This window comes from Clostridioides sp. ZZV15-6383 (assembly GCF_020657735.1).
GTDB classification, from domain to species: domain Bacteria; phylum Bacillota; class Clostridia; order Peptostreptococcales; family Peptostreptococcaceae; genus Clostridioides; species Clostridioides difficile_D.
The window spans coordinates 167,837-193,476 of sequence record NZ_JAGWCV010000002.1 but is presented as its reverse complement, the minus strand read 5'-3'; the positions used below and the strand labels follow the sequence as shown (position 1 = coordinate 193,476).

General features: G+C 26.8%; 24 protein-coding genes and 1 riboswitch. Of the genes, 4 read left to right on the top strand and 20 right to left on the bottom strand.

What is annotated here, in order from left to right:
• Positions 1 to 382 precede the first annotated feature (382 nt).
• Entirely contained in the window at positions 383 to 964 is a 582-nt protein-coding gene (locus KGF42_RS01860) for a tRNA (mnm(5)s(2)U34)-methyltransferase (RefSeq protein WP_227825616.1), read from the bottom strand.
• Positions 965 to 1,006: 42 nt separating this feature from the next.
• Positions 1,007 to 1,723, bottom strand: a complete 717-nt coding sequence (locus tag KGF42_RS01855; protein WP_054274007.1) for a pseudouridine synthase — start codon at positions 1,721 to 1,723, stop codon at positions 1,007 to 1,009.
• Between the two features lie 190 nt (positions 1,724 to 1,913).
• On the opposite strand from KGF42_RS01855, the gene KGF42_RS01850 reads away from it, so the two are divergent.
• Complete coding sequence (locus KGF42_RS01850) at positions 1,914 to 2,999, top strand: AI-2E family transporter (protein WP_227821398.1); 1,086 nt, start codon at positions 1,914 to 1,916, stop codon at positions 2,997 to 2,999.
• 154 nt (positions 3,000 to 3,153) lie between these two features.
• Here KGF42_RS01850 and KGF42_RS01845 read toward each other — a convergent pair whose 3' ends face one another.
• From KGF42_RS01845 to KGF42_RS01815, 7 genes are all read right to left on the bottom strand, one after another.
• Positions 3,154 to 3,786 carry a tetratricopeptide repeat protein gene (locus KGF42_RS01845; RefSeq protein ID WP_227825615.1) on the bottom strand — a complete coding sequence of 211 codons (633 nt, stop codon included), beginning with the start codon at positions 3,784 to 3,786 and terminating at the stop codon, positions 3,154 to 3,156.
• A gap of 213 nt (positions 3,787 to 3,999) precedes the next feature.
• Positions 4,000 to 5,292 (bottom strand): diaminopimelate decarboxylase, encoded by a 1,293-nt coding sequence (gene lysA, locus KGF42_RS01840; protein ID WP_227825614.1) that lies wholly within the window; start codon positions 5,290 to 5,292, stop codon positions 4,000 to 4,002.
• 17 nt (positions 5,293 to 5,309) lie between these two features.
• Positions 5,310 to 6,503 carry an aspartate kinase gene (locus tag KGF42_RS01835; RefSeq protein WP_054274011.1) on the bottom strand — a complete coding sequence of 398 codons (1,194 nt, stop codon included), beginning with the start codon at positions 6,501 to 6,503 and terminating at the stop codon, positions 5,310 to 5,312.
• Between the two features lie 81 nt (positions 6,504 to 6,584).
• Positions 6,585 to 6,753: riboswitch (Lysine riboswitch) on the bottom strand.
• A gap of 103 nt (positions 6,754 to 6,856) precedes the next feature.
• Positions 6,857 to 7,474 carry a hypothetical protein gene (locus KGF42_RS01830; RefSeq protein ID WP_054274013.1) on the bottom strand — a complete coding sequence of 206 codons (618 nt, stop codon included), beginning with the start codon at positions 7,472 to 7,474 and terminating at the stop codon, positions 6,857 to 6,859.
• A 169-nt stretch (positions 7,475 to 7,643) separates the two neighbouring features.
• On the bottom strand, positions 7,644 to 9,344 hold the full coding sequence (locus KGF42_RS01825; RefSeq protein WP_107594172.1) for a hypothetical protein: 1,701 nt from the start codon (positions 9,342 to 9,344) through the stop codon (positions 7,644 to 7,646).
• Between the two features lie 304 nt (positions 9,345 to 9,648).
• Positions 9,649 to 10,212 (bottom strand): hypothetical protein, encoded by a 564-nt coding sequence (locus tag KGF42_RS01820; RefSeq protein ID WP_054274015.1) that lies wholly within the window; start codon positions 10,210 to 10,212, stop codon positions 9,649 to 9,651.
• Positions 10,213 to 10,372: 160 nt separating this feature from the next.
• Positions 10,373 to 11,086, bottom strand: a complete 714-nt coding sequence (locus KGF42_RS01815; RefSeq protein WP_227825613.1) for a DUF2140 domain-containing protein — start codon at positions 11,084 to 11,086, stop codon at positions 10,373 to 10,375.
• Between the two features lie 291 nt (positions 11,087 to 11,377).
• On the opposite strand from KGF42_RS01815, the gene KGF42_RS01810 reads away from it, so the two are divergent.
• Positions 11,378 to 13,042 carry a glutamine--tRNA ligase/YqeY domain fusion protein gene (locus tag KGF42_RS01810; RefSeq protein WP_054274017.1) on the top strand — a complete coding sequence of 555 codons (1,665 nt, stop codon included), beginning with the start codon at positions 11,378 to 11,380 and terminating at the stop codon, positions 13,040 to 13,042.
• 106 nt (positions 13,043 to 13,148) lie between these two features.
• Here KGF42_RS01810 and KGF42_RS01805 read toward each other — a convergent pair whose 3' ends face one another.
• From KGF42_RS01805 to KGF42_RS01790, 4 genes are all read right to left on the bottom strand, one after another.
• Positions 13,149 to 14,048: a YegS/Rv2252/BmrU family lipid kinase gene (locus KGF42_RS01805; RefSeq protein ID WP_107594174.1), complete on the bottom strand. Its 900-nt coding sequence runs from the start codon at positions 14,046 to 14,048 to the stop codon at positions 13,149 to 13,151.
• Positions 14,049 to 14,074: 26 nt separating this feature from the next.
• Positions 14,075 to 14,713, bottom strand: a complete 639-nt coding sequence (locus KGF42_RS01800; RefSeq protein WP_054274019.1) for a lactate utilization protein — start codon at positions 14,711 to 14,713, stop codon at positions 14,075 to 14,077.
• Positions 14,714 to 15,044: 331 nt separating this feature from the next.
• Positions 15,045 to 16,043, bottom strand: a complete 999-nt coding sequence (locus KGF42_RS01795; protein ID WP_227825612.1) for a DUF4003 domain-containing protein — start codon at positions 16,041 to 16,043, stop codon at positions 15,045 to 15,047.
• Between the two features lie 97 nt (positions 16,044 to 16,140).
• Positions 16,141 to 16,716, bottom strand: coding sequence for a hypothetical protein (locus tag KGF42_RS01790; RefSeq protein ID WP_054274021.1), 576 nt, complete (start codon positions 16,714 to 16,716; stop codon positions 16,141 to 16,143).
• A 317-nt stretch (positions 16,717 to 17,033) separates the two neighbouring features.
• On the opposite strand from KGF42_RS01790, the gene KGF42_RS01785 reads away from it, so the two are divergent.
• Entirely contained in the window at positions 17,034 to 17,297 is a 264-nt protein-coding gene (locus KGF42_RS01785; protein ID WP_054274022.1) for a hypothetical protein, read from the top strand.
• Positions 17,298 to 17,741: 444 nt separating this feature from the next.
• Here the strand turns inward: KGF42_RS01785 and KGF42_RS01780 are convergent, their stop codons facing one another.
• The gene (locus tag KGF42_RS01780) at positions 17,742 to 18,119 is read right to left on the bottom strand and encodes a BlaI/MecI/CopY family transcriptional regulator (protein WP_107594176.1); all 378 of its coding nucleotides are present in this window, start codon (positions 18,117 to 18,119) and stop codon (positions 17,742 to 17,744) included.
• A 329-nt stretch (positions 18,120 to 18,448) separates the two neighbouring features.
• On the opposite strand from KGF42_RS01780, the gene KGF42_RS01775 reads away from it, so the two are divergent.
• The gene (locus KGF42_RS01775; RefSeq protein ID WP_054274024.1) at positions 18,449 to 19,561 is read left to right on the top strand and encodes a tyrosine-type recombinase/integrase; all 1,113 of its coding nucleotides are present in this window, start codon (positions 18,449 to 18,451) and stop codon (positions 19,559 to 19,561) included.
• 595 nt (positions 19,562 to 20,156) lie between these two features.
• Here KGF42_RS01775 and KGF42_RS20385 read toward each other — a convergent pair.
• The 6 genes from KGF42_RS20385 to yqeC all read right to left on the bottom strand — a co-directional run bounded on the left by KGF42_RS20385 (position 20,157) and on the right by yqeC (position 25,620).
• Positions 20,157 to 20,615: a hypothetical protein gene (locus KGF42_RS20385; protein ID WP_413926979.1), complete on the bottom strand. Its 459-nt coding sequence runs from the start codon at positions 20,613 to 20,615 to the stop codon at positions 20,157 to 20,159.
• The gene (locus KGF42_RS20380; protein WP_306800916.1) at positions 20,612 to 20,923 is read right to left on the bottom strand and encodes a hypothetical protein; all 312 of its coding nucleotides are present in this window, start codon (positions 20,921 to 20,923) and stop codon (positions 20,612 to 20,614) included. The genes KGF42_RS20385 and KGF42_RS20380 overlap by 4 nt, the downstream gene beginning before the upstream one ends.
• 320 nt (positions 20,924 to 21,243) lie before the next feature.
• Positions 21,244 to 22,869, bottom strand: coding sequence for an ABC-F family ATP-binding cassette domain-containing protein (locus KGF42_RS01765; protein ID WP_054274028.1), 1,626 nt, complete (start codon positions 22,867 to 22,869; stop codon positions 21,244 to 21,246).
• A 336-nt stretch (positions 22,870 to 23,205) separates the two neighbouring features.
• Complete coding sequence (locus tag KGF42_RS01760; protein ID WP_054274029.1) at positions 23,206 to 24,225, bottom strand: molybdopterin-binding protein; 1,020 nt, start codon at positions 24,223 to 24,225, stop codon at positions 23,206 to 23,208.
• A complete protein-coding gene (gene mocA / locus KGF42_RS01755) occupies positions 24,222 to 24,791 on the bottom strand; it encodes a molybdenum cofactor cytidylyltransferase (protein ID WP_227825611.1) in 570 nt (189 codons plus the stop codon). Before mocA ends, KGF42_RS01760 begins: the two co-directional genes overlap by 4 nt.
• 106 nt (positions 24,792 to 24,897) lie before the next feature.
• Positions 24,898 to 25,620, bottom strand: coding sequence for a selenium cofactor biosynthesis protein YqeC (gene yqeC / locus KGF42_RS01750; protein WP_227825610.1), 723 nt, complete (start codon positions 25,618 to 25,620; stop codon positions 24,898 to 24,900).
• Between the last annotated feature and the right edge of the window lie 20 nt (positions 25,621 to 25,640).

Here is a 25,640-nt window from a genome sequence, read left to right as displayed (position 1 = left end):
TATAAACTATTTTGTTTTTGTTAACACTGTCTTTTTCTCTAAAAATTTTATTACTTTATTTTTTATCTCAATTTCATCTTAGTTTTTATCATAACTTCTTAAACTCATAAAATTCTAACTTTTCTGTACCTTATACTTCACATAGTATTTTCGATTAAATTTATTATACCATCTTTCCTTGCATTTTTTAATATTTATCCAATATTTCTTTTAAATTTTTCAATTTTTACTCATTTAAAAGTTATCCATCTTATTTTGCATATTTAAGTGTATATTTTATTTTGAAAGCAAACTATCATATGCTTATTATTTAAAGTAATTTTAATATGTCACAATATATATATTAACTCTTAATAGAATCTTGTCAAGTTTTTTTTAGTATTTACTGTGATTTTTTCTTTTCAATGAAAATCAATTGTGGTGGGTTATTGACTTGATTTAAAAACTTAGATTCTAAAACATTAAATTCATCTTGATTTAAATTATTGACAAGGTTATATATACAATCTTTTTCTTCTTGCCCTCCATCATGCCCTGTATATATAGCAATACTTATTATTCCATTTTCTTTTAACATTCCTAAACTCAATTTAATGGCTTTTAAAGTTGTTTCTGGTTTGGTTATAATTGAATGTTTTGCTCTTGGAAGATACCCTAAATTAAATAAAACACATGAAACTTCTTCTTTTATATACTTATTCATATTTTCATGCCCATCAAAAATCAATTTTACTCTGTCTATATATCCTTCTTTTTCTAATTTTTTTCTTGTAGACTTTATTGCTTCCTCTTGTATATCAAAAGCATACACAAAGCCTTTTTCTCCGACCTTATCAGCTAGATACCTTGTATCATAGCCATTTCCCATAGTAGCATCAATTACTATATCACCTTCATGTATAATATTTTCTAAATAAAATTTATTTATATCCGTAATTTTAGTTAAATATTTTGCATATGCCATAATATCATTTCTCCCTACTATTAACTTTGTGTCATTTTTATCTTATTTTATTGATTTTAAATATTTTATTTCATCTTCTGTTAAGTATCTATATTCTCCAATTTTTATATCTTTTAATATTATTTTCCCTACAGAAATTCTTCTTAAATTTAAAACTGGATGATTTATAGCTTTACACATTTTTCTTACTTGTCTATTTCTGCCCTCATGTATGGTTATTTCACATACAGAATAATTTTTTTCTTTATTTTCTTTAGTTACTCTTATTTTGGCAGGTGCTGTTGTGTAATCTTCTATTTTTAATCCTGTCTCGAATCTTCTTATTTCATCATTACTTACAATTCCCTTCACACTTGCCACATACGTTTTATCAATCTCATGTTTTGGATGAGTAAGTTTGTATGTCAAATCGCCATCATTAGTAAGTATCAAAAGTCCACTAGTTTCATAATCTAGTCTTCCTATTGGATATACTCTTTCCTTTACATCTTTAAGTATATCTATTACACTTGGTCTGTCAAACTGGTCCTTTACTGTAGTTATATATCCCTCTGGTTTATTTAATACTATATAGATATAATTTTCACTTGGTTTTACTTTTTTATTATCAAATTCTACTATATCTTTTTCTTCATCAATATTAAAAGATAACTCTTTTACTACACTTCCATTTACTTTTATTCTTCCTTCAAGAATTATTTCTTCTGCTTTTCTTCTAGATGCAATTCCACAAGAAGCTATATACTTATTAATTCTCATACATAATCCTTCCTTATCCTAAATTATATGTTATTTAATATTTTATCAATGTTAATTTTGCTACATTATTATACTATACTAGACCTTAATTAAAAACAAGCTAAAAAATTATTTAATTTTCCTAAATAATTGTAATTTCTTTTCACATACTATTAATATGTAATAGCTGACTAAACACTATTTTAAGGAAGTGATTATTATTTCAAAAGAAAATATAAAATATTATTTAATAGTCGTATTTATTGGAATTTTATTTTTTAAATTTATTAATACTCCATCAGATTTCATATCTAGCATTGAAGGATTCTTAAAGTTTTTTAGCCCATTTTTGCTAGCTATTTTACTTGCTTTACTTTTAAATCCACTTGTAATGATTTTTGAGATAAAATTCAAAACACAGAGGCTTTTAGCCATTTTTTTATCTTATATATTTATAGGTCTTATTTTAGCTTTTGCCATTAGGTTGTTAATTCCCTCAATAGCCAATACATTAAATAGGTTGATAAATGAAATGCCTATGTATACTGATTATATAAACAATTTTATAGAAAAAAATATGTCAAACATCGATTTTCTAAAAGCTTTAATTCCTCATATGCAACATAGTTTAGATAATGTATTAAAAGAAGCAAGTAATTTTATTAGTAGAATTCCTAAAAACTTCTTAATCTATACACTTAGCATATCTTCTATGTTATTTAATATGACAATGGGATTTATACTATCTATATATATTATATATGACAAAGAAAAAATTTCATTGGGATTTAAGAGATTTCTATACTCTTCTACTGCTAGAAACAAAGCAGATAATATTATAGAATTTTTTAGGACTACTCATGATATTTTCTATGATTATTTAATTGGTAGAATATTTGACTCTCTTATTATTGGTATAATTGCATTCTTAGGATTTCAATTTGTTATCCGTATAGAAAATTCTTTGTTTTTAGCTTCAATAATATTCTTAGGTAATATAATACCTTATTTCGGCCCTTTTATTGGTGCAATACCTCCAATAGCCATGACAATATTATATAGTCCACAAAAAACTATATGGGTCATTGTATTTATATTTATATTGCAACAATTAGATGGAAATTTTATAGAGCCAAAAGTTATGGGTAATCAAGTTGGTATAGGAGCTGTATGGGTAATTTCTGCTATTTTAATAGGTCAATCTCTATTTGGTTTTATAGGAGTTTTTCTTTCAGTACCAATAGCTGCTGTCGTAAAAACTTATGTTGATAAATATATAGATAATCGCTTGCAATAGTTTATATTTATCGTACTTTTAATTCTTAGTTTAAAAATTAACTCTTATTTGTTAAATTATTTCTCAAAAAAATAGCTCTTAACAAGAAAAACTTGCTAAGAGTTATTTTTATAATATACATTTTGTTAATTAAATGCATATAAACATTTTATATTTATTGATTATTTGAGCTTTGAGAATTTCCACCACTAGTATCTGGTGGAGTTGGTGATGGTGTTAGATTACTATTATTTGGTTTTTCTTGATTCTGAGAAGAATTGTTATTATTATCATCTGACTTTTTACTACTATTTTTGGAGCTAGATTTATTACTTTTATTACTTGTACTGTAAGAAGATTTCCTTGCATCTGATTCTACTCTATACCTATCTTCTCCTGCTGTATCTTTTGCCTTTTTCTTTCTTTGTTCTTCTGCTTCATTTTGTTCTTTTTCTAATTTAGTTAATTCTTCTTTCTTTTTAGTTGCCTCTTCTTTAATAACAGATGAACCATTTTTTATTTTCTCTATAAGCTTAAGTTCCTTAATTGCATCCTCATAATTTTTTAAGTCTTCAAACTCAGTCACATTTGACATTCTCATAGCTTGCATGTACATAGCTCTTGCATTCTCATTAGTATTATCTTCTTCTAATGCAGAGGATAATGATTCCATAGCTTTTTTATAGTCATGCTTTTCTAAATATGTTTTTCCTTGCTCTGTTAAATTTATTTCATATTTTTTATTAAATGAACATCCTACAAGAAATATAGATAATATCGATATTAATAAAATTACTCTTCCTCTCATTAAATCCCTCCTTGTCATATACTTTAAATTTTATCATAATTAGGAAGTTTTTAAAATATTTTATATTTATTACAGGAAATTTGTTAGTAAACGAAAACAAGCAGATATGCTACAAATTACATCTCAAACTAAAAATTAATTTAAAGATACATATCTTAGCAAATCTGCTCATAATAAATTTTAATATTTAATTTTTATTATATACTTCTTTATTTATACCTCTAAAGCTAATAAATCTTCATAGCTTTGTCTCTTACAAATTATCTTATCATTTCCATCAAATACTGATACTACTGCCGCTCTTGGTATTTTATTATAATTTGAAGACATTGAATACCCATATGCACCAGTTGATGTTGTTATAAGTATATCTCCACTTTTAATGTCCATTATATTTATATCTCCAATTAATATATCTCCACTCTCACAACATTTTCCAGCTATTGTTACATGATTCATAGTTTCATGGTTAATTTTATTCACAATGCTACATTCATAACTAGCTTGGTACAACGAAGGTCTTACATTATCTGTCATACCTCCATCTACACTTACATAAACTCTAACATCTTTTATATCCTTTATTGAACCTACTGTATACAATGTACTTCCTGCATTTGCAACTATTGATCTTCCTGGCTCTATTACTAATGTAGGCACTTCTATTCCAAGCTCTTTACATGAATTTTCTGCTTTAGTGATTATAGTTTCACAGAATTCTTTTATAGTTTTAGGTTTATCTCCTTCACTATAATAAACTCCAACACCCCCACCTAAGTCAATCTCTGTTAATTGTATGTTGAATTTTTCTTTTATTTCTTTTACTAAGTTCATCATTATATCTACTGTATCTATGTATGGTTCCACATCAAATATTTGTGAACCTATATGAGCATGAAGACCCACAAGTTTAATGTTTTTGTATTCACTTAATTTTTCTATTGCTCTAAATAAATCTCCATTTACTAAAGCAAATCCAAATTTAGAGTCTATCTGTCCAGTTTTTATATAATCATGTGTATGAGCTTCTATACCAGGAGTTATTCTAAAATATATATCTTGAGTTTTCCCTTTCTCTTCACATAACGCTTCAAGTAAGTCTAACTCATAAAAATTATCTACTACAAATTTACCCACACCTAAATCTAATCCCATGTTTATTTCTTCTTTAGTCTTATTGTTTCCATGGAAGAAAACTTTTTCCATAGGAAAATTTGATTTATAAGCTGTATATAATTCGCCTCCTGAAACTACATCTAAGCACATTTGTTCTTCATTTATAAGCTTACACATGTAAAGAGGTAAAAAAGCCTTTCCTGCATAAGCAACCTTATTTTTTCCATCTTTTGCTTTAAAATATTCTACATATTCTCTACAATTTTGTCTTACTAAAGCTTCATCAAATACATAAAGTGGAGTTTGATATTTTTTACTAAGCTCTAAACAACTCACTCCTCCAATATATAATTCATTATCATTTACGGTCATAGTTCCATGAAGTTTCATAATATCCTCCCTAAATTTTATATATTAAATACTTCTGCTATTTTCTCTATAGCTACCTGTTTATCATCAGAATTTATAGCACAAGTTATACGAATTTCTGATGTAGTTATAAGTTTTATCATTATACCATTTTCATTGAATATCTTAAATACTTTAGCAGCAACTCCAGAAGTATTTTTCATACCAAGACCTACTAAAGAGAATTTAGTAATATTATTATCAATTACTACATGTTCTTCATCTGTATATTTAGATACTATTTTTTTACATTCACCTAATTCTTCTTTTGGAACTGTAAATGATACACTTATTTTATCCAAAATAGGTGCAGTTTGGCTTATCATATCTACGCTTATTCCCATAGTTGCTATGTCTTCAAATAAACTAGATATATTTTCTGCTTTAAAATCTTTTATTGTTATAGAACTATCATCATCACTAGTAGCTAATCCTGTTATTACTTTATCCTCTAATTTCATATCTTTTCCCCCTCTTATATATGTTCCTTTTACTGTACCACATGTACGTCCAACATAAATTTCAACACCATATTTTTGTGCAAGTTCTATACTTCTTGAATGCATTACTTGTGCTCCTAAACTTGCTAACTCAAGCATTTCTTCATATTCAATCTCATCAAGTTTACTAGCCTTTGAATATTTTCTTGGGTCTGTAAAATAAATTCCATCAACATCTGTATATATCTCACATTTTCCATTTAATTTTACTGCAAGAGCCACAGCAGATGTATCTGAACCACCTCTTCCAAGAGTAGTTACATCACCATCTTCATTGATTCCTTGAAATCCAGTTACTATTACGACATTTCCTTCATCTAAACTATTTTTAATTCTATTTACATTTATATCATCTATTTGAGATTTTCCATGAAGACCACTTGTCTTTATATTTAACTGGTAAGCATTATAGCTTATAGCTTTACATCCAAGCCCATTCAATGCTATTGATAATAAAGACGCTGAAATCATTTCACCAGTAGACATCAAAGCATCTAATTCTCTCTTACTGGGTTCATGGCTTAATTCTTTTGCTAAATTTATATATTCATCAGTGGATTTGCCCATAGCAGACACAACTATTACCATTTGTGGGTTTTCTTTTCTTCTTTCTATTATATTTTCTGCAATTGATTTTATTTTGTCAGTATCTGCTACTGAACTTCCACCATATTTTTGGACAATTATACTCATGTCTTTTCCCCCTCAAACTAAATTTTGATAAATAAAAACGCCCAAAGGTATACTTTGGACGTGTAAATTTCATAGACCAAGTAACCTTGTAGCTCACCACTTTAAAAGTGACAGCCTTATACATATTCTGCATAAGTCCAGAAAATTTGTCCGTCAACAAACTCTCTTCGGCTATAGACCCTTTCATCAATTATCAACACTTACCAGCTACTATTGAATACTATTGAATATAGCTACCTCTACCCTAGGCTCATTATTTTTTTATTAATATAGTTTTATCACATTCTATATAATATTGCAACAATTATTTTACAAAATGTGGCAAATCAGTATTCTTCTTTTTAAAAATTTGCTTATATACAATTAAATAGTTTATTTAATCCTAAATCTATAAAATTTATACTATACTCATTATCATATCTCTCTAAATCATTTAATTCAGATAAGTTATCTGGTGTAACTACCAAAACATTTGGCACTTTAAAAAAGGGAATTGTAGATTTATCTATTTTTTTAGAAAGATTTTCATATTTAGAAATATCTATTTCATTATTTAAATCAACATCTACTAAAACTTGCTTTATATTACCAAATTGGTCTGTATATTCAATAAATAAATCGTATTTCACATCATCTACACTAACATTTCTGTAGAATCTTTTTACATCACAACCTGCAGTATTGATTCTAACAACTAATTCTGACCCTACTAGAGCCTTTATTAAATCATCTCCCTTAAAAAGTTTACTACCATTCAAATAGTATACATAAGAGAGGTCTTTATAATTATAATAATCCACATCACAAGGATATTTTTTTAGTGTATATTCACTACACATTTTTCTCAAAGTTTTTTTGAAATTTTTTTTATTATATCTCTTTTGGTCTCCATAAATTTTTCTAAATTGAGCTTCTGTAACACATCTAACCCTGCTAATTAAAAGTAATATCTCTTTTTCCATATTCGTCATAGTACATTCTCCTTGAAGTATTATTTGCAAAGTTGTACTAATATTATATTAATTTTATGACATTAAATTTACAAAGAATTAAAATAAAATAGCTAATTTTTATAGAAATAGTTTCTATAAAAATTAGCTATTAACATACTAAATATTATTAACAATTTTTTTATTTAAATTATACATTCCCTTGATTTTCAGAATCTTGAGAATTTGTATTTTCATCAGTTCCTGTTCCTTCTTTTACTTTTTTATCTTTAAAATTTGCAATATTTAGGTTATCAAACTCTGACATTTCAATTACACCAGATTCTTCTTTTGAATACGATATTTTAACTTTATCTCCAACTTGAGTCAATGGTAATTCACTAGATACTTTTGAAGTAGCCTTGAATATTATTTCTTTATTTGAATCTAAAGTTACATAATAATTAGTATTTCCTCCTCGTACATCTGGACTTATTCTTGTCACTGTACCTTCTATAACTTCATCTTTTAAGTCATTATCAAGTTTTAAATCATTTCCCTTAGATTCTAATGCATCTTTGTAATTTCTTAATGCTTCATTTTTATCTTCACCTATACCGAGTACATTATAATCTTCAACAGATACAAATGCAACTCTCTTAACAAGACCCGCCTTATCTTTTAATGAAGATACATATGTTGGCTGACCTAATATATTGTACATTACAGGGAATGTTGCTTCATAATTTTTTTCTTGAACATTACCTTCAGCTGATTTCATTGCAGCTGTTTCAGTAGCTCCTGGCTGTTTATATAGTTTGGCTTCTTTTGTTCTAGAATCGACTAAGATAAATCCAATTGTAGATTCATCTCCACCTGAAGATGTTATACCTGTATACCAATAAGACCTGTTATCATTACCATAAACTAGCGATGTTCCTTCTGTTGGTACTAATACTCCCTTTTCTGATATAACAGAATTTAAAAATCCATTAACATAAACACCCCAGTCTTTAATCTGGTCTGTTATAAATTCTTGTGGCTGTATTCTATCCACCCATTTAGGTGTGTTCTTAACATCATAAACATTTATTTTTCCAGTTTCTGCATCAACAGTGGCTATTCCTGTAGCATTTGCTCCTCCATAACCAATTTTATGTTCATATAGACTTACAACCCAATAAGGTTTACCTTCGTCATTTATTTCAAGAGTGAAATCTGTCATACCAACATTTACAATACCATGTATGTATAAATGTCTTTGTAAATCTTGATGTAAGTAGGCTTCTGGTTGATAAACTATCTTTATTGGCTTTCCATCTATTTCTTGAACTAATTGAACGTCTTGAGGATTACTAGCTGATACTTTTACATAACCACTTGTACCACTTAAAGATGTTATCCATTTAATTATGTCTCTATGAACAAGAGGTGCTACCCAGTACAACTCTCCATCCACATTTTGTATATGAAATTTTCCTAATTTTGATACACTACCTATTGCTGGAACTTCTCCAAGTTTTTTGTCACCCAACTTCATGGCCATATCTTCATCTACAAGACGAATGTCATTTACACTGACAGGACTAATGTCATTGGTAAATTTACTCTCAGTTACTTTTCCCAATAATTCTTTATATGATTTTGCATGAAATACAGGTGTAGAAGTTATAAAAGGAACCACTACAATATACACAAGTAAAGCTATTGCTATTGAAAAATTATACTTAGCAATTTTAGATGTTCTTTCATTTCTATCTAGCATCATATCTAGTATTCCTGATATAACAAAGAAAATTATTCCTACTGAAAATAAAGATGTAAAATCTAATCTTAGTACAGGTAATTTAACAAATGCATAAATTATTACAACTATTAATGCAACTCCATATGTTTTAAGATATCGTTTCATTTAATACTCCTCTCTAAAAAATGTTATTATTACTATTATATCCATATATTTACAAAAAATAAATATTTATCATATTTATTATGCGTTAAGATATCTTTATATATTTATAGTTCTGTTTATTTAATTATATCTAATATATATATCCAAAAATACTATAAAAATACAAATAATAACAGAAATTTAAAAACTGAAGAAAGTATTCTAACTAAGATTTACGAATTCTTAATCCTCTCGAAGTTAAACTACTATCTTCAGCCTAATTATCTAGCAATATTTTTTATATGAAAAACTCTAAAGTAAGTTTTTAGATATTTGCGATTTTTGATACATAAGAATGTTGTCTAGAATTATATTCTGATAATAAACCTTCATATTCCAAGGTTAAACCAGATAAATTATAAAAATCATTTGGTGTTACTTCAAATGCTGGTTTATTTAAAATGTCTATCTCACTTTTTTCTAACATATCAGCAACAAAATTTGAGCATACATATTTATATTCAGACTGTCTATGAATATTTATTGCCAAATATATTAATGCCATTATATCGTAATAGTAATCTTCTCTATAATCACTAATCAATTTTATATTTTTAGATAGATTTTCATATTGTAAATTATCTACTTCTAATGAATATACTCTACACACAGTGTTTTTTCTTATAGCATATAATCCTTGATTTATATTTTCTTCAACAAAACCTCCAATAAATGGATTTCTTGGATTTAGTCTTCCAAAAGAATACATTGGTTTTAGATTTTCATTTAGTGATATTGACACATGTGTATACAGTTTTTTGCTTATATTCCTTATTAAGTAAGATAATACAGTTCCTGTATATGTTGTTACAATATAGACTTTATTCATCATTTCCCCCCAATCTAGTAACTAAATAATATTATACACTTACAATTTAATATCATAAAATATTCTAACATAATAAATGTTGTTTTACAAATTTTGATTTTAAAGTGCTTTAATATTATATAAAATATAATAAAAATATAAATATAAATTTTCTATATTTTTAACCAACAGATGTTTTCTTTAAATTAATCATATGATTTAGTATATCTTGAACCTTTCCAGAATCCTTTAAGTATCCTAATGCCCCATTTATTTGTGATTTTAAATCTATTTCTACTTCCATATCCAAGTCAACATTTCCTTTTTTTATAGATATCTTTTTAAGTGTCACTGGATAAAGATATGTTTTTTCTAAAGTAATCTTATTTCCATTAACCTCAAATGGAACTTTTTTATTATAGTTACTTAGTATTTTTTCTAACATTTTATCACTTATCTTGAATTTTCCAAGTTTCACATTTTCAAGACTCACAACTAAATTTTCATCCTTTAAAGTAGGTTTCAATTCAAGTTCATACTGACTATTTATCAGACCAAATACCTTATATGGTCCTGCTATCTTTATTTTACCATCCTTCATTTCAACAAAATTATTTTCAAGTTCTTTAATGCCATGCTTTTGCATTAATGTATATATTAAGTTTTTAAACTCTTCCTCTGAAACAGATACTTTTCCAACCATTCTAAGCGGATTTTTTACTATTTCCATAGAATTTATATATGAACCTTTTGATAAATATTCTTCATCTATGATTTTATTATTTTGTGAACTAACATCATATCTCTCTTTTGGTGTTAAGATATATACAACAATACCTGCAAGTACTAAAACAATAACAATTAAACTTAATAAAATCTTTACAATCTTTCCCATAATCGTCTCCTTTACAAATCTGTCAACAGATTTAAAATAAATTTAGATAACTAACTTCACATAATATTCTTAACAATATACATATTATAATACAGTCTTTTAAAGATTAATTCAACCAATCTCATCTTTTGTAAATAAACTGTAAAAACATGTTTTTGGTATAAAAGTTAATATTTTGCATAATACTCTTAATTACACCTTTATTTTTTTCTAATCTTGGATTAAAATTAATATTATGCAATACAATGTAGTGTTCTGTATTATAATCAAATTAAATAGGAGGTATAAAATATGTCAAATGAAACGAACTCATCTAATTTTATAAAAAACATTATTATAAATGACCTAGAAACAGGAAAACATGACAGTATAATAACTCGTTTTCCACCTGAACCAAACGGATATTTACATATTGGTCATGCAAAAAGTATATGTCTTAATTTTGGATTAGCTAAGGAGTTTAATGGAAAGGCTAATTTAAGATTTGATGATACAAATCCATTAAAAGAGGATGTTGAATATGTAGAATCTATAAAAGAAGATGTCAAGTGGTTAGGATTTGATTGGAACGAATTAAATTTTGCATCTAACTACTTTGATGAAATGTACAAAAGAGCTTTAATACTAATAAAAAAAGGTAAAGCTTATGTATGTGACTTGACACAAGAGGAAATGAGAGAATATCGTGGTACTCTAACTGAACCGGGAAAAGAAAGTCCTCATAGAAATAGAACTATTGAAGAAAACCTTGATTTATTTGAAAGAATGAAAAATGGTGAATTTAAAGATGGTGAAAAAACATTAAGAGCTAAAATAGATATGTCTTCTCCAAATATAAACCTTAGAGACCCAATTATATATAGAATATCTCATTCAACACACCACAATACAGGAGATAAATGGTGTATATATCCTATGTATGCCTTTGCTCATCCAATTGAAGATGCAATTGAAGGAATAACTCACTCTATATGTACTTTAGAGTTTGAAGACCAAAGACCTCTTTACGATTGGTTTGTTAAAGAGTGTGAAATGGAAAATGTACCTAGACAAATAGAATTTGCTAGGCTTAATATAAACAATACTGTTATGAGTAAAAGAAAATTAAAACAACTTGTAGATGAAGGTATTGTTGATGGTTGGGATGACCCTCGTGTTCCTACAATATCCGGAATCAGACGTAAGGGATATACTGCAGAAGCATTACGCAATTTCTGTAGCGAAATAGGAGTATCAAAAGTTAACTCTACAGTAGATAGCCAAATGCTTGATTATTTCCTAAGAGAAAACTTACAACCAAAAGCTCCTCTTACCATGGGAGTTTTAAGACCTTTAAAACTGATTATAACTAATTACCCAGAAGATAAAACTGAAATGCTAGAAATAGAAAACAATGCTAAGGATGAATCTCAAGGAAAGAGATTAGTTCCGTTCTCTAGAGAATTATATATAGAACAGGATGATTTTATGGAAGAACCTGTTAAGAAATATTTCAGATTTTTCCCAGGAAATGAAGTTCGTTTAAAAGGTGCTTATTTCGTAAAATGTACTGATGTAATTAAGGATGAAAATGGAAATGTAGTTGAAATACATGGTACTTATGACCCTGAAACTAAGAGTGGCTCTGGCTTTACAGGTCGTAAAGTAAAATCTACAATACACTGGGTTGATGCTAAATCAGCTATCCCATGTGAATTCAGATTATTTGAACCATTAATCCTTGATGATATCCCTGAAAATGAGGGCAAACATTTCTTAGAACAAATAAATCCTAATTCATTGGAAATATTACAAGGTTTTGTTGAACCTACACAGATAAAAGATGCTAAACCTTTTGATAAATTTCAATTTGTTAGAAATGGATTCTTTAGTATAGATAATAAATATACAACTGATGAAAAACTTGTATTTAATAGAATAGTTCCTCTAAAAAGCTCTTTTAAACCAACTAAATAATCTTACAATAAAAAAATGAAGACTTAAAATATAAATTACTTCTGCTATAAATAACTTTAGTTAGAAGTAATTTTTTATTTGAGTCTTCATAATTTACTTTAAATTATTAATTTTTTTCACTATAGACTCCCATAACTTCTATTCCATCTTTTATACATTCTATGCTAAGAGGAAAATCTGGCCCTTTTTCTCCATCAATATCCGTTATAAGGGAATCTTCACATTCTATATATACCTTTTTAGTTTTAAAGTATAGTATTTCATTTCCATTATATTGATCTAAATAATCCCCTCTAAGCACACTTATCAAAACTGGTATTGATTTTGGGATTGGCATTCCTTTAAAAATAATTACATCCAAATATCCATCATCTATTTCAGCCTTATATGCTAGATTTATATTTCCTGCTGTTTTGCCATTAAAAATCAGCATAAGATACATATCTCCATCATAATACATTTCTTCAGAAGATACTTTTATCTTAAATTTTCTCATATACAATGCTTCTTCTATTCCCTTTATATAATAAGAAATTCTTCCAAATGAATTTTTTAAGTCTGTATTTATCCTTTGTGATACATCTGTAAACATACCTGCACTTGCAACATTTATAAAGTACTTATCATTGACTTTCCCTATGTCTATTTTCTTAGATTTTGAATTTATGATTTTATTTATGGCTTCTTTTATATCAAATGAAATTTGAAGAGCATTTGAAAAATCATTTGCAGTTCCTGTAGGCAAAATTCCAATTGGAATTCTTATGTCTAACTCTTTCATCGCATTTACTACTAAATCTACAGTACCATCACCACCAGCTATCAGTATATGCTCATAAGAGCTATCCACTTCCTTAAAAGCATTTTTTACAGGTTCTTTAATAGTCAATCTATAGGGTATCAATAAATAATTTTGTTCCTGATATAATTCTATAATAGTGTCTAAATTTGATAATATCTTTTTTTCACCTGAATTAGGATTGTATATAAGTTTTACTTTTTTCATTATTTCTCCTTACTCATTTTATTCTTTTAGTATCCAAAATCTTCGTTTAAGAAAATTATATGTATTCTTTCTGGTGTTAATTGTCTTTTTATAAGTGTATAACTACAGCATATTCTTCCTGGACTTGAACAGTCTATACATATACCAGTAGTCTTACATCCAGTATTTGTATTTAATCTTTTACAATTGGCTGGAGCTGCTATTGTTTTTGTTCTTTTTATAGCCTCGTCTACATCTTTAACTATTTTGTTTACTCCTGCTATAACTATTACTTTATCAGGTCCATATATCATAGCAGCTACTCTATTCCCATTTCCATCTAGATTGTAAAGTTCTCCATTTTCTGTTATTGCATTAGTACTTGTAAAATAAGCATCTGCAGAAAATGATTTTCTATATATTTCTTTCATTTCTTCTGGTTTGATATCTTTTGCATATCTATCAAGAAAATCGTATTTTTCTCTTATAAAATCAATTACTCCTGTTTCAAATAAAGTCATAGAACCTCCACATCCTACTAGAGAACCTACTTTCACTATTTCTTCAATTTTTTTGAAAAGTTCTTCTTTATTATTTACTAAATACCCCTTCATATTATTATTTTCTAGCGACTTTATCGTTTTTTCTATTCTTTTTTCATTAAGCCAATTTAGATTTTGGTCCATTTTAACTTCCCCCTTATTTTTAATATGTATTAATTATCTATAAGCTTTATTTTCTTTATAAGTTTATTTTAGTACATCTAAAAAAAAATACAATATAAAACTTAAATAGTTTTCCATAAATTTTTCCACAATACTATTTAATCAAAAAAGGAAAGCAGATGTATTTTTCTACTTTCCCTATATTGTATGTAGTATTATATATTTTCTAAAATCTATATATTAATTATATGTTTTATATTATCAAATATCACAACTAATTTAAATGTAATATTATATCTTTTTAACATATAAATTGTATTATTTATTTTAATATATGCAACTTCAATATTTATTAATTTGATGAAGAAGATGCTATAGCTGCACTTGTAGCTGCCATTACACATGCAATTTGAATAGCAACAACAATATTTAAAAATATATTATTAGTTATAGAGCCTATATTATTCTCATTTTGTATCGACTCTGCATAAATTGAAGCCACAATAGCAGAACTAATCATTACTCTATTACTTTTTCCTAAAGACCAATTTCCAAAGCCTTTTTCTTCTTTAAGTTTATTTGAAACATTTTTTATTTTTTCTATTATTTCATCTTCTCTATAATCTAACAATGAAATTGCTCCTATTATTGGATATCCATAATAATTCATTTTACAATCATTTTCTTTAAATACTTTTTTAAGTTCAATAGTCTTTTTACATTTAGTCATAGTTCTATCATCACTAAATAAAAGAATTTGAGATAATGCTTGTAAATCATTTCCTTTATAAAAACCATTTTTATTTAGAAACTCATAGCATTTTTCTATGTATTCTAAATCTTCTTCTAAATTTTTTGAATGAATTGCAATAAGTGCTATATTACAATAGTCATCACTAGAAGTTAAAAATGGATGTTTTTTCCTCATATATTCATATATTATTTTCATTTTTGATATGCATGTGAGGTAATCCATTTTCTCTCTATTTTCATAAACTATTGATGCTGTAAGTGGTAAATATGTATCGCCCCAAAACTTTTCATTTTTAAGCTCTTTATATATATCTAAAATCACCTTAAAACTACCTTCTGGATTTGATTCAAATGAAAGTAGTGTTGCCATATAAAATAGATTATATCCTCTAAAATTAGAGAATATTCCAGTATTTTTTTTAATAAGCTCTATTCGTTCTTCTACCACTCTAGGGCTTACTCTCTTGTTCTTAAGGGTAAATGCAAGTGCACAACTATGTTGGATTAATCCCATTTGCCAAGAACCTTTAACTTCATTTAACGCTTTATAATTTTCAACTAATAAGTTTACTTTTCCATTTATAAAAGATTGTTCCATATTGCCCTCCCAGTAATATATCTAATTGTATTAATAGTTTTATATTCATTATATATATATTAAATACGACAATCAATACATATTACTTTAAGAAGCATTATTCTTCAACAATAATGTAGCCTTTTTTATAATGCCTTCCCATATTATTAACTCTATCATAGTAATCTGATTCACTTTCATTATTCCATTTTGGCACAAATACATCTATTGCATTAGAATTGCTAAAATACTTACTAGACCCCCTATCCATAACAGTTTTTAATTTTCCATCTACAATAATCTTAGTTCCAAAACTCAAGTGATTGTTTGCTACAAAACCATCTTCTAAATCATCTCCTGTAGCAGTTATAGCTCCATATCCATTTTCTTGATTAAGACTTGTGTAATAACTCACTTCAAAAGTTATGGGTACTAACTTCTTTATTTTAATCCCCAACTGATTTTGTAGTTTTTCCTTTTGTACTTTTAACTTATACTCATCACTATTTTTATATTCTTCCATACCTTGATTATATTTGGAATTAAAGCTTTTACCTGACTGTACTATAGTATCTATATTTACTATAGATTCTTTACAATGATCTGCATCTATTTTTGTTTCTCCATTTACCAATAATGGAGTTAAACATACACTACATACAACACATGTAATCAATGCTTCTTTAAGCTTCATAAATTCCCCCCTTATTATTTTGATATATTAGCATATTTAATATTATATGTCTACATTTAGATTTAAATACCATACCCATTTGCTTTAAGAAGTTGTCTTATATTTAATTCACCTTAAACCCTTATAAATCCTCTATCTTAGAATCATATAGAATAAAGCTTTTATAATTAAATATATTTTGTTAATCCTTTAAGACCTAGAAACACTTTTATTTAATTTTTCTATTTTTTAGAATTTAAGAATTAAAATTCTATAATTTTAAAATATATTGAATTTATTTTTTTGAGATGATATAATTTTTTCAAGAGGTGATTAATATGATAAAAAATACAAAACAAATTACAGTAGAAGTTAATGAAATTTTATTGCAAGAAATATCTAAGATAACTAATGATGAAGATAAAATTTTGACAGATTTGATAAATGAGTCAATTGTAAATTATATTCTTGAAAATAAGAAAGATGACATTGAAAATAAAGACTTGGAAGAAGTGATTAAATTTTACAAAAAAGAAAATACTGAAAGCCCTAAAAGTGCAGCAAGAGCTATTGCTGAAGCAAAAACTCACACTTTATATTAAGCAAATAAAAAAGTTCCTAAAAACTAGGAACCTTTTTATTTTAACAATTATTAATATACATTTCAACATTTATCTTAAGTTTATAAATATAAACATGTTTAATACAACCTATTATATACTGACCTTAAGCTCTAGAAATAATCAAAACAAAAATAAAATTATACCTTTTATGTATCTAAAACAATTAATTTACATGATTAATGGACAAAAATTTTTACTTTTAGATTAATACTCAGTATCAAGTTAGACTAATATTAACCACAAATCTAATATAAATTAAATTCTAATTGATTTGATTTTATATCAAATTTATTGTATTAATATTATGATAAAAAGATAAAAATACTTATAAAAAATTATAAATTTTACATAAGACTTTATATTGTATTCATTTGACTAATTATTGTAAAAACTATTTATTTTATGATAATTAACTACACTAAATTATTCATCTTTCTTAATGTCTTTAACCCATTTTTCAACAGAGTTCAATTCTTCCTCATTTACCCCCTTTTTGAACAAAGATTTCATAAAGCTCTCAATAGAACTTCCATGCATATTATCTAAAAAAGTTTTTGTTTCAAAATGTAAGTACTCCCCTTCTTCAATAAGAACTGTATAATGTGTATGCCTATCAATCTTTCTTGCACTTAAGAATTGCTTATTTACTAATCTTGATAAAAGTGTTAGTGTTGTAGTTTGCTTCCAATCATATAGTTTTTCCATAGCTTCAATGACATCTTTTGATGTTACTGTAAAATCTGAACCCCAAATAAATTTCATGACTTTTAATTCTGCTGGTGGTATCTTAGTAATAGTCATATGATTTTACACTCCTCTCAAACTTCTATATAATTAAATACTATATTAATAGACTTTTAGAGTCAAAGGTTTTATTTAAAATGTCTAATCCAATTTTATTAATATAAAAAACTTAAATTTTTAATATAAATGAAATATATAATCTATTAATATAAAAAGTAAATATCTTTTATTTATAAGTATAACAGATTGTTAAATCAAAATTCTAATATTTGAAATAATAAATATATATGATGTATTAAAATAGATGCAACTTTATTTCAAAAACTATTTTTGAGTTCGTATATATGTTATAATAAGTGTATAAAATTTTGATTGGTGGGTTATATATGAATGCATTTATTAGAAAAAGAAATAAAAACTATGTTGTTTACCTTGAATTTACAGATGAAGATACAGGCAAAAGAAAACAAAAAAATATGGGTACTTTTGACAAAAAAAGAGAAGCAAGTAAAAGATTAAATGAGGTAAAAGAAAGCTTATATAAGGACGGTTTCTTAGTCCCAAATGAAATTACAGTTTCAGAATTTCTATTAGATTTTCTAAATAAATATAGTGAAAATATATCATTAGCTACATACAATAATTATGTTAGTATTTGTAAGAATTACATTAATCCATCTATTGGAAAATATAAAATACAAGACTTACATCCTATTCACATACAAAATTACATAGATGAACTATCTTATAAACTAAATCCTCAGTCAATTAAGATTCATATAAATATATTGAAACTTGCAGTAAAAAGAGCTTATAGACTCAAATTAATAAAAGAAAATGTCATGGATGATATAGAAACGCCAAGATATAAAAAATTTAAAAATGAAATTTATGATAGAGAGCAAATGATAAAATTATTAGATTTAGTAAAAAATACAAATATGGAGTTACCTATTAATTTGGCCATTGGATTAGGACTTAGAATTTCAGAAGTTTTAGGTCTAACTTGGGATAATATTGATTTTGAAGAAAATACAATAACAGTAAATAAGATAACCTCCAGAATTAATGGTTCTGTAATTCTTAAGGAACCAAAGACAGAAAGCTCTATCAGAAAAATATCTGCTCCAAAAGAGTTAATGTCTTTATTAAAGGAATATAAAGTAAAACAGAATAAAAATTTATTAAAATCTTCTATTAGAAATAATAGTAATTTATTGTTTTTTAATAAAAAATGTGAACCTATTGCTGAGGATGTTATGAGTAAAAGATTTAAAAGATTTTTAGAAAAGAATAACTTACCTCATATTAGATTCCATGATTTAAGACATTCACATGTTACTTTACTTATAAATTCTAAAGTACCTATAAAGGTTATATCTGAAAGAGTTGGACACTCAAATATAAATACTACCTTAAGCGTTTATTCTCATGTACTTAAGGAAATGGATAAAGAAGCTTCTGACAAAATTTCTGAAAGTTTATTTAACGCTAATTAATATTATATTTAAATTTATATTTTTTCACTATTATAATTGCAATCCAAAATAAATACTAAAAATATATCATTCTTCCCACAGAAGATAAAATCCTATTATGCTAGTACACAATAATTTATGACATTATGGTTATAGCAGTTGCATCTTGGCATGAAAATGGACAAGTTCACTGAGATAGATTTATATAATTATATTATATATTTTTTGAATACTTTGTCTCCAGACCTCATTGTAAGTTAACCCAACGTAGACAACCAATTTTGATTTGGAGACACTCATTTTCTATAATTTTTTATTCTCTAAATACTATTACATCTTAAAACTATTCCTAATTTTATGAACTATATATGTCTACACTAGTATAAATTGTACTTATTAATATTATTTAGCTACAATTTCAAATCTTTCTTCTAATATTATTTATTATAAATTTACTTTCAGGAAGCGTGGGTATCCCACTTAGACTATAACTTAACTTCTGATTTGGTACATTATATTAAGAGGTGTAAATGGATAGTAGCGTCGAACTTCCTGTACAAACATTTTAAGTTCATTACTATCTCTAGTTAAGAGTTTTTCTTTACATTCTGGATACTCATGTAATGCTAAAGGTGGAAATAGCAACAATAGGACGTAATACATTAATAAGTTCTACCCCAGCCATATGACTATCCAACTGATTACCATTCAAATCTCTATAAAAAGCCATAGCATGAAGTGCTGTTTCTTCTTCTGCTTTAATCTTGCCTGAACGGACCTCTTCTATGATACCTTTTATCCATTCTTCTGATTTAGCTCTAAATCTTCTTCCTTTCCAATGCCTAATACCAACAGCACCAAATGCATCAATCATTAAACTAAATTCTTTTGCTAATTTTTCTGCTTCAGATTCTTTTAGTGGAACTCCAGCCCATTGACAAGCTGCTCTGCATAATATTTCATTTAGTTCATCAAAAAGAATAATCTGCTTTTTATTTTCCCAAATTTTAATAGAATCTTCAAGCTTCTTCATTGTAAGTTTAGCAAGTTGATTTTGATGTGATGGAGTCATCAACGAGATGAATAAACGTTTTCTATGAATGTGAGCGTCTCCATCCATAGATTGAATAGCTCCAACTCCAAATAATGTTTTTTGTACTCTTTTAGGTGTTGCACCATTTCTATAAAAAGTTCTGAATCATAAAAAATTTTTGCAGCCTCTTCTCCAGTCATACAAATTACTTTTTGTCCAAGTAGGTGAGTCTCAAATATATCATATTGATACTGATTAACTCTGTTTTTAATAAATAAATACCTTTCATGTAATAAATTTAGAGTGTTATCCAATCCTTCATCATACGGAACTTGTTTCTTAATTGACATACTGCTATGTTCTCCTTTTCTTGTTAACGGTCGAGTTAGTTACTTTAATATAATTACCTCTTCTAAAATGCTTTTTAGAAGAATAATTCTACACTGTTTTTATTATTGTCTATATCATCACATATAATACTTCTATTATAATACTTCCTTAGTCCAATTTATTTAGCCAACCATATAGTTCAACTTGCTACTTTTATATTTAGTTCTAATAAAAATTTCCCTATCACATATTTTAATTATTTCAACAATGAAAAAGAGGCCTATCTCTATTTTGAGACAACCTCTTTCAAACGAATTCTATATTAAATTTATACTAATAATTATTTATCTTTTCCATACATTTTAGCTAATTGGTCTTGTATCTCTTTACTTTCTAAATACTCATCAAAGTCCATTTTTCTATCCATTAGTCCATTTGGAGTTATCTCTATAATTCTATTTGCTATGGTAGATATAAACTCATGGTCATGAGAAGTAAATAAAAGCACTCCTGGGAACTTTTCAAGTCCTTTATTTACAGAAGTTATACTTTCTAGGTCTAGATGGTTGGTAGGATCATCCAATACAAGTACGTTAGCATTTGAAAGCATTAGCTTACTAAGCATACATCTAACCTTTTCTCCTCCAGATATAACTTGAGCTTCTTTTAAAGCTTCTTCACCAGAGAATAACATTCTACCTAAAAACCCTCTTATAAAACTCTCACTTTTTTCTTCAGAAAACTGTCTAAGCCAGTCAACTAAAGAATATTCTACTCCATCAAAAAACTTATTATGATTCTTTGGAAGATAATCTTGAGAAGTAGTTACTCCCCATTTATACTCTCCACTATCTGGTTCAAGTTCTCCCATAACTATGTTAAAAAGTGCAGTAGTAGCTATTTCATCACCCATAAATACTACTTTATCATCCCTATCCAATCTAAAGGATACATTATCAAGAACTTTAACTCCATCTATAGTTTTAGTTAAGTTGTGTACTTCTAAAACTTCATTACCAATTTCTCTAGCAGGCGTAAATCCTACATATGGATATCTTCTTCTTGATGGTTGTATGTCTTCAACTTCTAATTTTTCCAATTGTTTCTTTCTTGATGTAGCTTGCTTAGCCTTTGAGGCATTAGAACTAAATCTAGCTATAAATTCCTTTAATTGAGCTATTTTTTCTTCAGTCTTTTTATTTTGGTCCTTAGCAAGTTGTAATGCCAATTGACTTGATTCATACCAGAAATCATAGTTTCCAACATACATTTGTATTTTACCAAAGTCTACATCAACTATATTAGTACATATTTGATTTAGGAAATGTCTATCATGTGATACTATTATAACTATAGACTCTTCCAAATCCATTATAAAATTATTTAACCAGTTTATTGATTTAAAATCCAAGTGGTTTGTAGGCTCGTCCATTAATAGTATCTCTGGCTTACCAAAAAGTGATTGTGCTAACAATACCTTAACTTTTTCTCCACCAACTAATTCTTTCATTTGCTTGTAATGCATATCTTTAGTTATACCAAGACCCATAAGTATTTTCTCAGCGTTAGTTTCTGCCTCCCATCCATCAAGTTCCGCAAATTCTCCTTCAAGTTCGGCAGCTTTTATTCCATCTTCTTCACTAAAGTCTTCCTTCATATATAACGCATCTTTTTCTTTCATTATGTTCCAAAGTCTCTCATGACCTCTTATAACAACATTTAAAACAGTTTCTTCTTCATATTCAAAGTGGTCCTGTTTCAAAACCGACATTCTTTCTTTATCAGTTATAGATATACTACCTGTATTTGGCTCTATCTCTCCTGATAATATTTTTAAAAAAGTAGATTTTCCCGCACCATTAGCTCCTATTATTCCATAGCAATTACCTTTAGTAAATTTTAAGTTGACATCTTTAAATAGTTCCTTATCACCAAATCTAAGTCCAACACCTGTAACTTGTAACATTAATATATTTTCCTTTCTTTTTGCCCATAATTTATTTTATCATAAAATTTTGATAACATTTTTATTATCTATTATCACATAAATAGTATATTTTTTATACTAAATTTGTGAAATATTTATTGAAATAATACTAAAAATTGTAAATTCATAAAAATTAACAATCTATTATATTATACTTATAAAGAAATCAAATTGCAACTTTATTCCTTCTTTTACACATTGAAAATAAGTTATTATAACTTCTAAACAAATGATGCTTTTTCTAAAGTATCATTTGTTTATTTTATTTCATATTTAAAAAGAGTACTTATTTTGTAAATACTCTTTTTAATAGTATTATATTTTAGCAAAATTACATGCAGGGTAAGTACATACATCACAGTTCATACAAAGACCACCATGACCATATCTAGCTATATCATACTTATCAAGTTTTTCATCAATTAAAACTCTAGATAAGACTATATCAAATACTGTAGTTTTGTGATACATTGCACACCCAGGTATCCCCATAATTGGAACTTCCCCATAATAAGCAAGTAAAAACATAGCTCCTGGTAATATTGGTGACCCATATGTAACTAAATCAGCTCCAGTTTCTTTTATAGCTGTTGGTGTGACATCATCTGGGTCTACACTCATACCACCAGTACAACAGATAAGTTCTGCTCCTTGACTTATAAATTCTTTTATTGCATTTTTTATAACTTCTTTATCATCTGGACATATAGTCTGTCCTATAACTTCACAGCCAAATCCCTTTACTTTTTCTTCTATTACTGGTCCAAATTTATCAACAATTCTGCTATAGAATACTTCATTTCCTGTAGTAACAATACCTACCTTCTTCGGTTTAAAAGGTATTACATTTACTATTTTTCTATTACCAACTACTTTTTTTGCCTCTTCTAATTTTTTCTCATCTATAACTAAAGGTATAACTCTTGTTCCAGCTACTTTTAAGCCTTTATTTACTATAAAATTATTATGAAGAGTAGCCATCATTATCTCGCCAACACAATTCAAATCAAAAAGTGCATCAACATCTATTTTTAAAAGTCCATCACATGCTGCTATAAAATCTATCTTTCCTTCCTTTATTTCACTAAAATCTAAATTTTCTCCAGCAGTTAAATCTTTTAAAAACAATGCACCTTCATTTTCATGAATCATACCCTCTAATTTTTCCCATACATACAAATTGTCTTTACCAAGAGACAATAATACTGGAATATCCTCTTCTTTTATTACATGACCTTTTTTAAACTTTCTTCCTTTAAATTCTCCAGGTATTATTTGAGTTATGTCATGACATAAAACTTGTCCAACAGCATCTATAGTTTTTATTAACTTCATAATTTACCCCCAATTCTTTCATAATCCATTTTTGTATCAATGTCCAATAGCATTTCCTTAGGAACTTCTACATACTTTATTTTTGATGAATTTTTTAAAACGGTTTTACCTTTTTCATCTTCTTTAAGTGACAATAACTCTTCTTTCTTACTATATGGGAATATAACTGGATTTCCATATACATCTTTATATCTTGGAATTACTATAAAATCTCTATCTAATTTAAAAGTATTTATAATTTTATCTATGTATAAATTATCAATAAATGGCTGATCTCCTACAAAAAACATATAACCATCACATTTTGAACTGTTCAAAATCCCCAATTTTATTGATTCACTTTGACCTACATTCGCATTTTTATTATATATATATTTAAAACCATATTTATTACACAATAATAAAACCTCTTTATACTGACTTACCACTATAACTTGATGAAAACTAATTTTACTAACTGCTTTAAATACATGTTCTATTATCGAACATCCTTTATAATCTAATAAAAGTTTATTTGCTCCCATTCTTCTTGCAAAACCTGATGCCATTATTACTGCATTTATCATATATATCATCCTTGGTATTTATAATGTATTGATACTTCTATGATTTTTATAATACTGTTATTGATATTATCTATATATATAATATCATATAAACTATTTTAATACTTCAATATCTTATACAAAAATTTTGCTTTATACTTCCATAAAATATTTCTATTTCGCTTTCATATTCCTTAATATTTTTTATTAATTTTATGGCTAAATTTTTATATTTTCCATTTTCAACTTTATTAATAAATAACACTCTTTTTCCAGAATAATTTTTAAATAATCCATTTGGATTTAATACTGTATTTTTTAAGTTTTCAAGGCTTACTGTAGAATTACTACTAATATTATATGTATCTACACTTGCTATTTTTTTAAATATATCTAATCTGTGTATATTCTCTTCATTAATATTCATTCCGAACGAAGTTATATCCAATATACCTATAGTTTTCGTACTTTTATGGTATACTACTGGTTCTCCATCATTCCAACCTTTAAGTCTTTTTCGTTTTGAACCATCTCCCTCTATTAAAACTAAATCAAATTTGTCTACAATCTCATCCAAAATAGATGAATTAATACCTACTACTTTATTTTCATTATTTATATAGCTTCCACATACTGTTACTCCATGACAAATAGATGGAATAGCAGTTCCATCTATTGTCAAGATTATATTGTCATAATCACTTGGTACATATATTTTAGTTGTTGTTGTAAGGAGAACTTTTAATTTATCTCTATAAAAATCTGCAAAATAGTTTATAAATGAAGTCTTTCCTCCTGCTCCAACTACAGTTATTATTTCGTTCTCTTCTATTATATCTGATAATTTCACACTTTCACCTCTTATAACTA

Coding starts and splice junctions, on each gene's coding strand:
- KGF42_RS01860 (WP_227825616.1), bottom strand. CDS start 964: ATGGCATATGCAAAATATTTAACTAAAATTACGGATATAAATAAATTT.
- KGF42_RS01855 (WP_054274007.1), bottom strand. CDS start 1,723: ATGAGAATTAATAAGTATATAGCTTCTTGTGGAATTGCATCTAGAAGA.
- KGF42_RS01845 (WP_227825615.1), bottom strand. CDS start 3,786: ATGAGAGGAAGAGTAATTTTATTAATATCGATATTATCTATATTTCTT.
- lysA (WP_227825614.1), bottom strand. CDS start 5,292: ATGAAACTTCATGGAACTATGACCGTAAATGATAATGAATTATATATT.
- KGF42_RS01835 (WP_054274011.1), bottom strand. CDS start 6,503: ATGAGTATAATTGTCCAAAAATATGGTGGAAGTTCAGTAGCAGATACT.
- KGF42_RS01830 (WP_054274013.1), bottom strand. CDS start 7,474: ATGACGAATATGGAAAAAGAGATATTACTTTTAATTAGCAGGGTTAGA.
- KGF42_RS01825 (WP_107594172.1), bottom strand. CDS start 9,344: ATGAAACGATATCTTAAAACATATGGAGTTGCATTAATAGTTGTAATA.
- KGF42_RS01820 (WP_054274015.1), bottom strand. CDS start 10,212: ATGAATAAAGTCTATATTGTAACAACATATACAGGAACTGTATTATCT.
- KGF42_RS01815 (WP_227825613.1), bottom strand. CDS start 11,086: ATGGGAAAGATTGTAAAGATTTTATTAAGTTTAATTGTTATTGTTTTA.
- KGF42_RS01810 (WP_054274017.1), top strand. CDS start 11,378: ATGTCAAATGAAACGAACTCATCTAATTTTATAAAAAACATTATTATA.
- KGF42_RS01805 (WP_107594174.1), bottom strand. CDS start 14,048: ATGAAAAAAGTAAAACTTATATACAATCCTAATTCAGGTGAAAAAAAG.
- KGF42_RS01800 (WP_054274019.1), bottom strand. CDS start 14,713: ATGGACCAAAATCTAAATTGGCTTAATGAAAAAAGAATAGAAAAAACG.
- KGF42_RS01795 (WP_227825612.1), bottom strand. CDS start 16,043: ATGGAACAATCTTTTATAAATGGAAAAGTAAACTTATTAGTTGAAAAT.
- KGF42_RS01790 (WP_054274021.1), bottom strand. CDS start 16,716: ATGAAGCTTAAAGAAGCATTGATTACATGTGTTGTATGTAGTGTATGT.
- KGF42_RS01785 (WP_054274022.1), top strand. CDS start 17,034: ATGATAAAAAATACAAAACAAATTACAGTAGAAGTTAATGAAATTTTA.
- KGF42_RS01780 (WP_107594176.1), bottom strand. CDS start 18,119: ATGACTATTACTAAGATACCACCAGCAGAATTAAAAGTCATGAAATTT.
- KGF42_RS01775 (WP_054274024.1), top strand. CDS start 18,449: ATGAATGCATTTATTAGAAAAAGAAATAAAAACTATGTTGTTTACCTT.
- KGF42_RS20380 (WP_306800916.1), bottom strand. CDS start 20,923: ATGTCAATTAAGAAACAAGTTCCGTATGATGAAGGATTGGATAACACT.
- KGF42_RS01765 (WP_054274028.1), bottom strand. CDS start 22,869: ATGTTACAAGTTACAGGTGTTGGACTTAGATTTGGTGATAAGGAACTA.
- KGF42_RS01760 (WP_054274029.1), bottom strand. CDS start 24,225: ATGAAGTTAATAAAAACTATAGATGCTGTTGGACAAGTTTTATGTCAT.
- mocA (WP_227825611.1), bottom strand. CDS start 24,791: ATGATAAATGCAGTAATAATGGCATCAGGTTTTGCAAGAAGAATGGGA.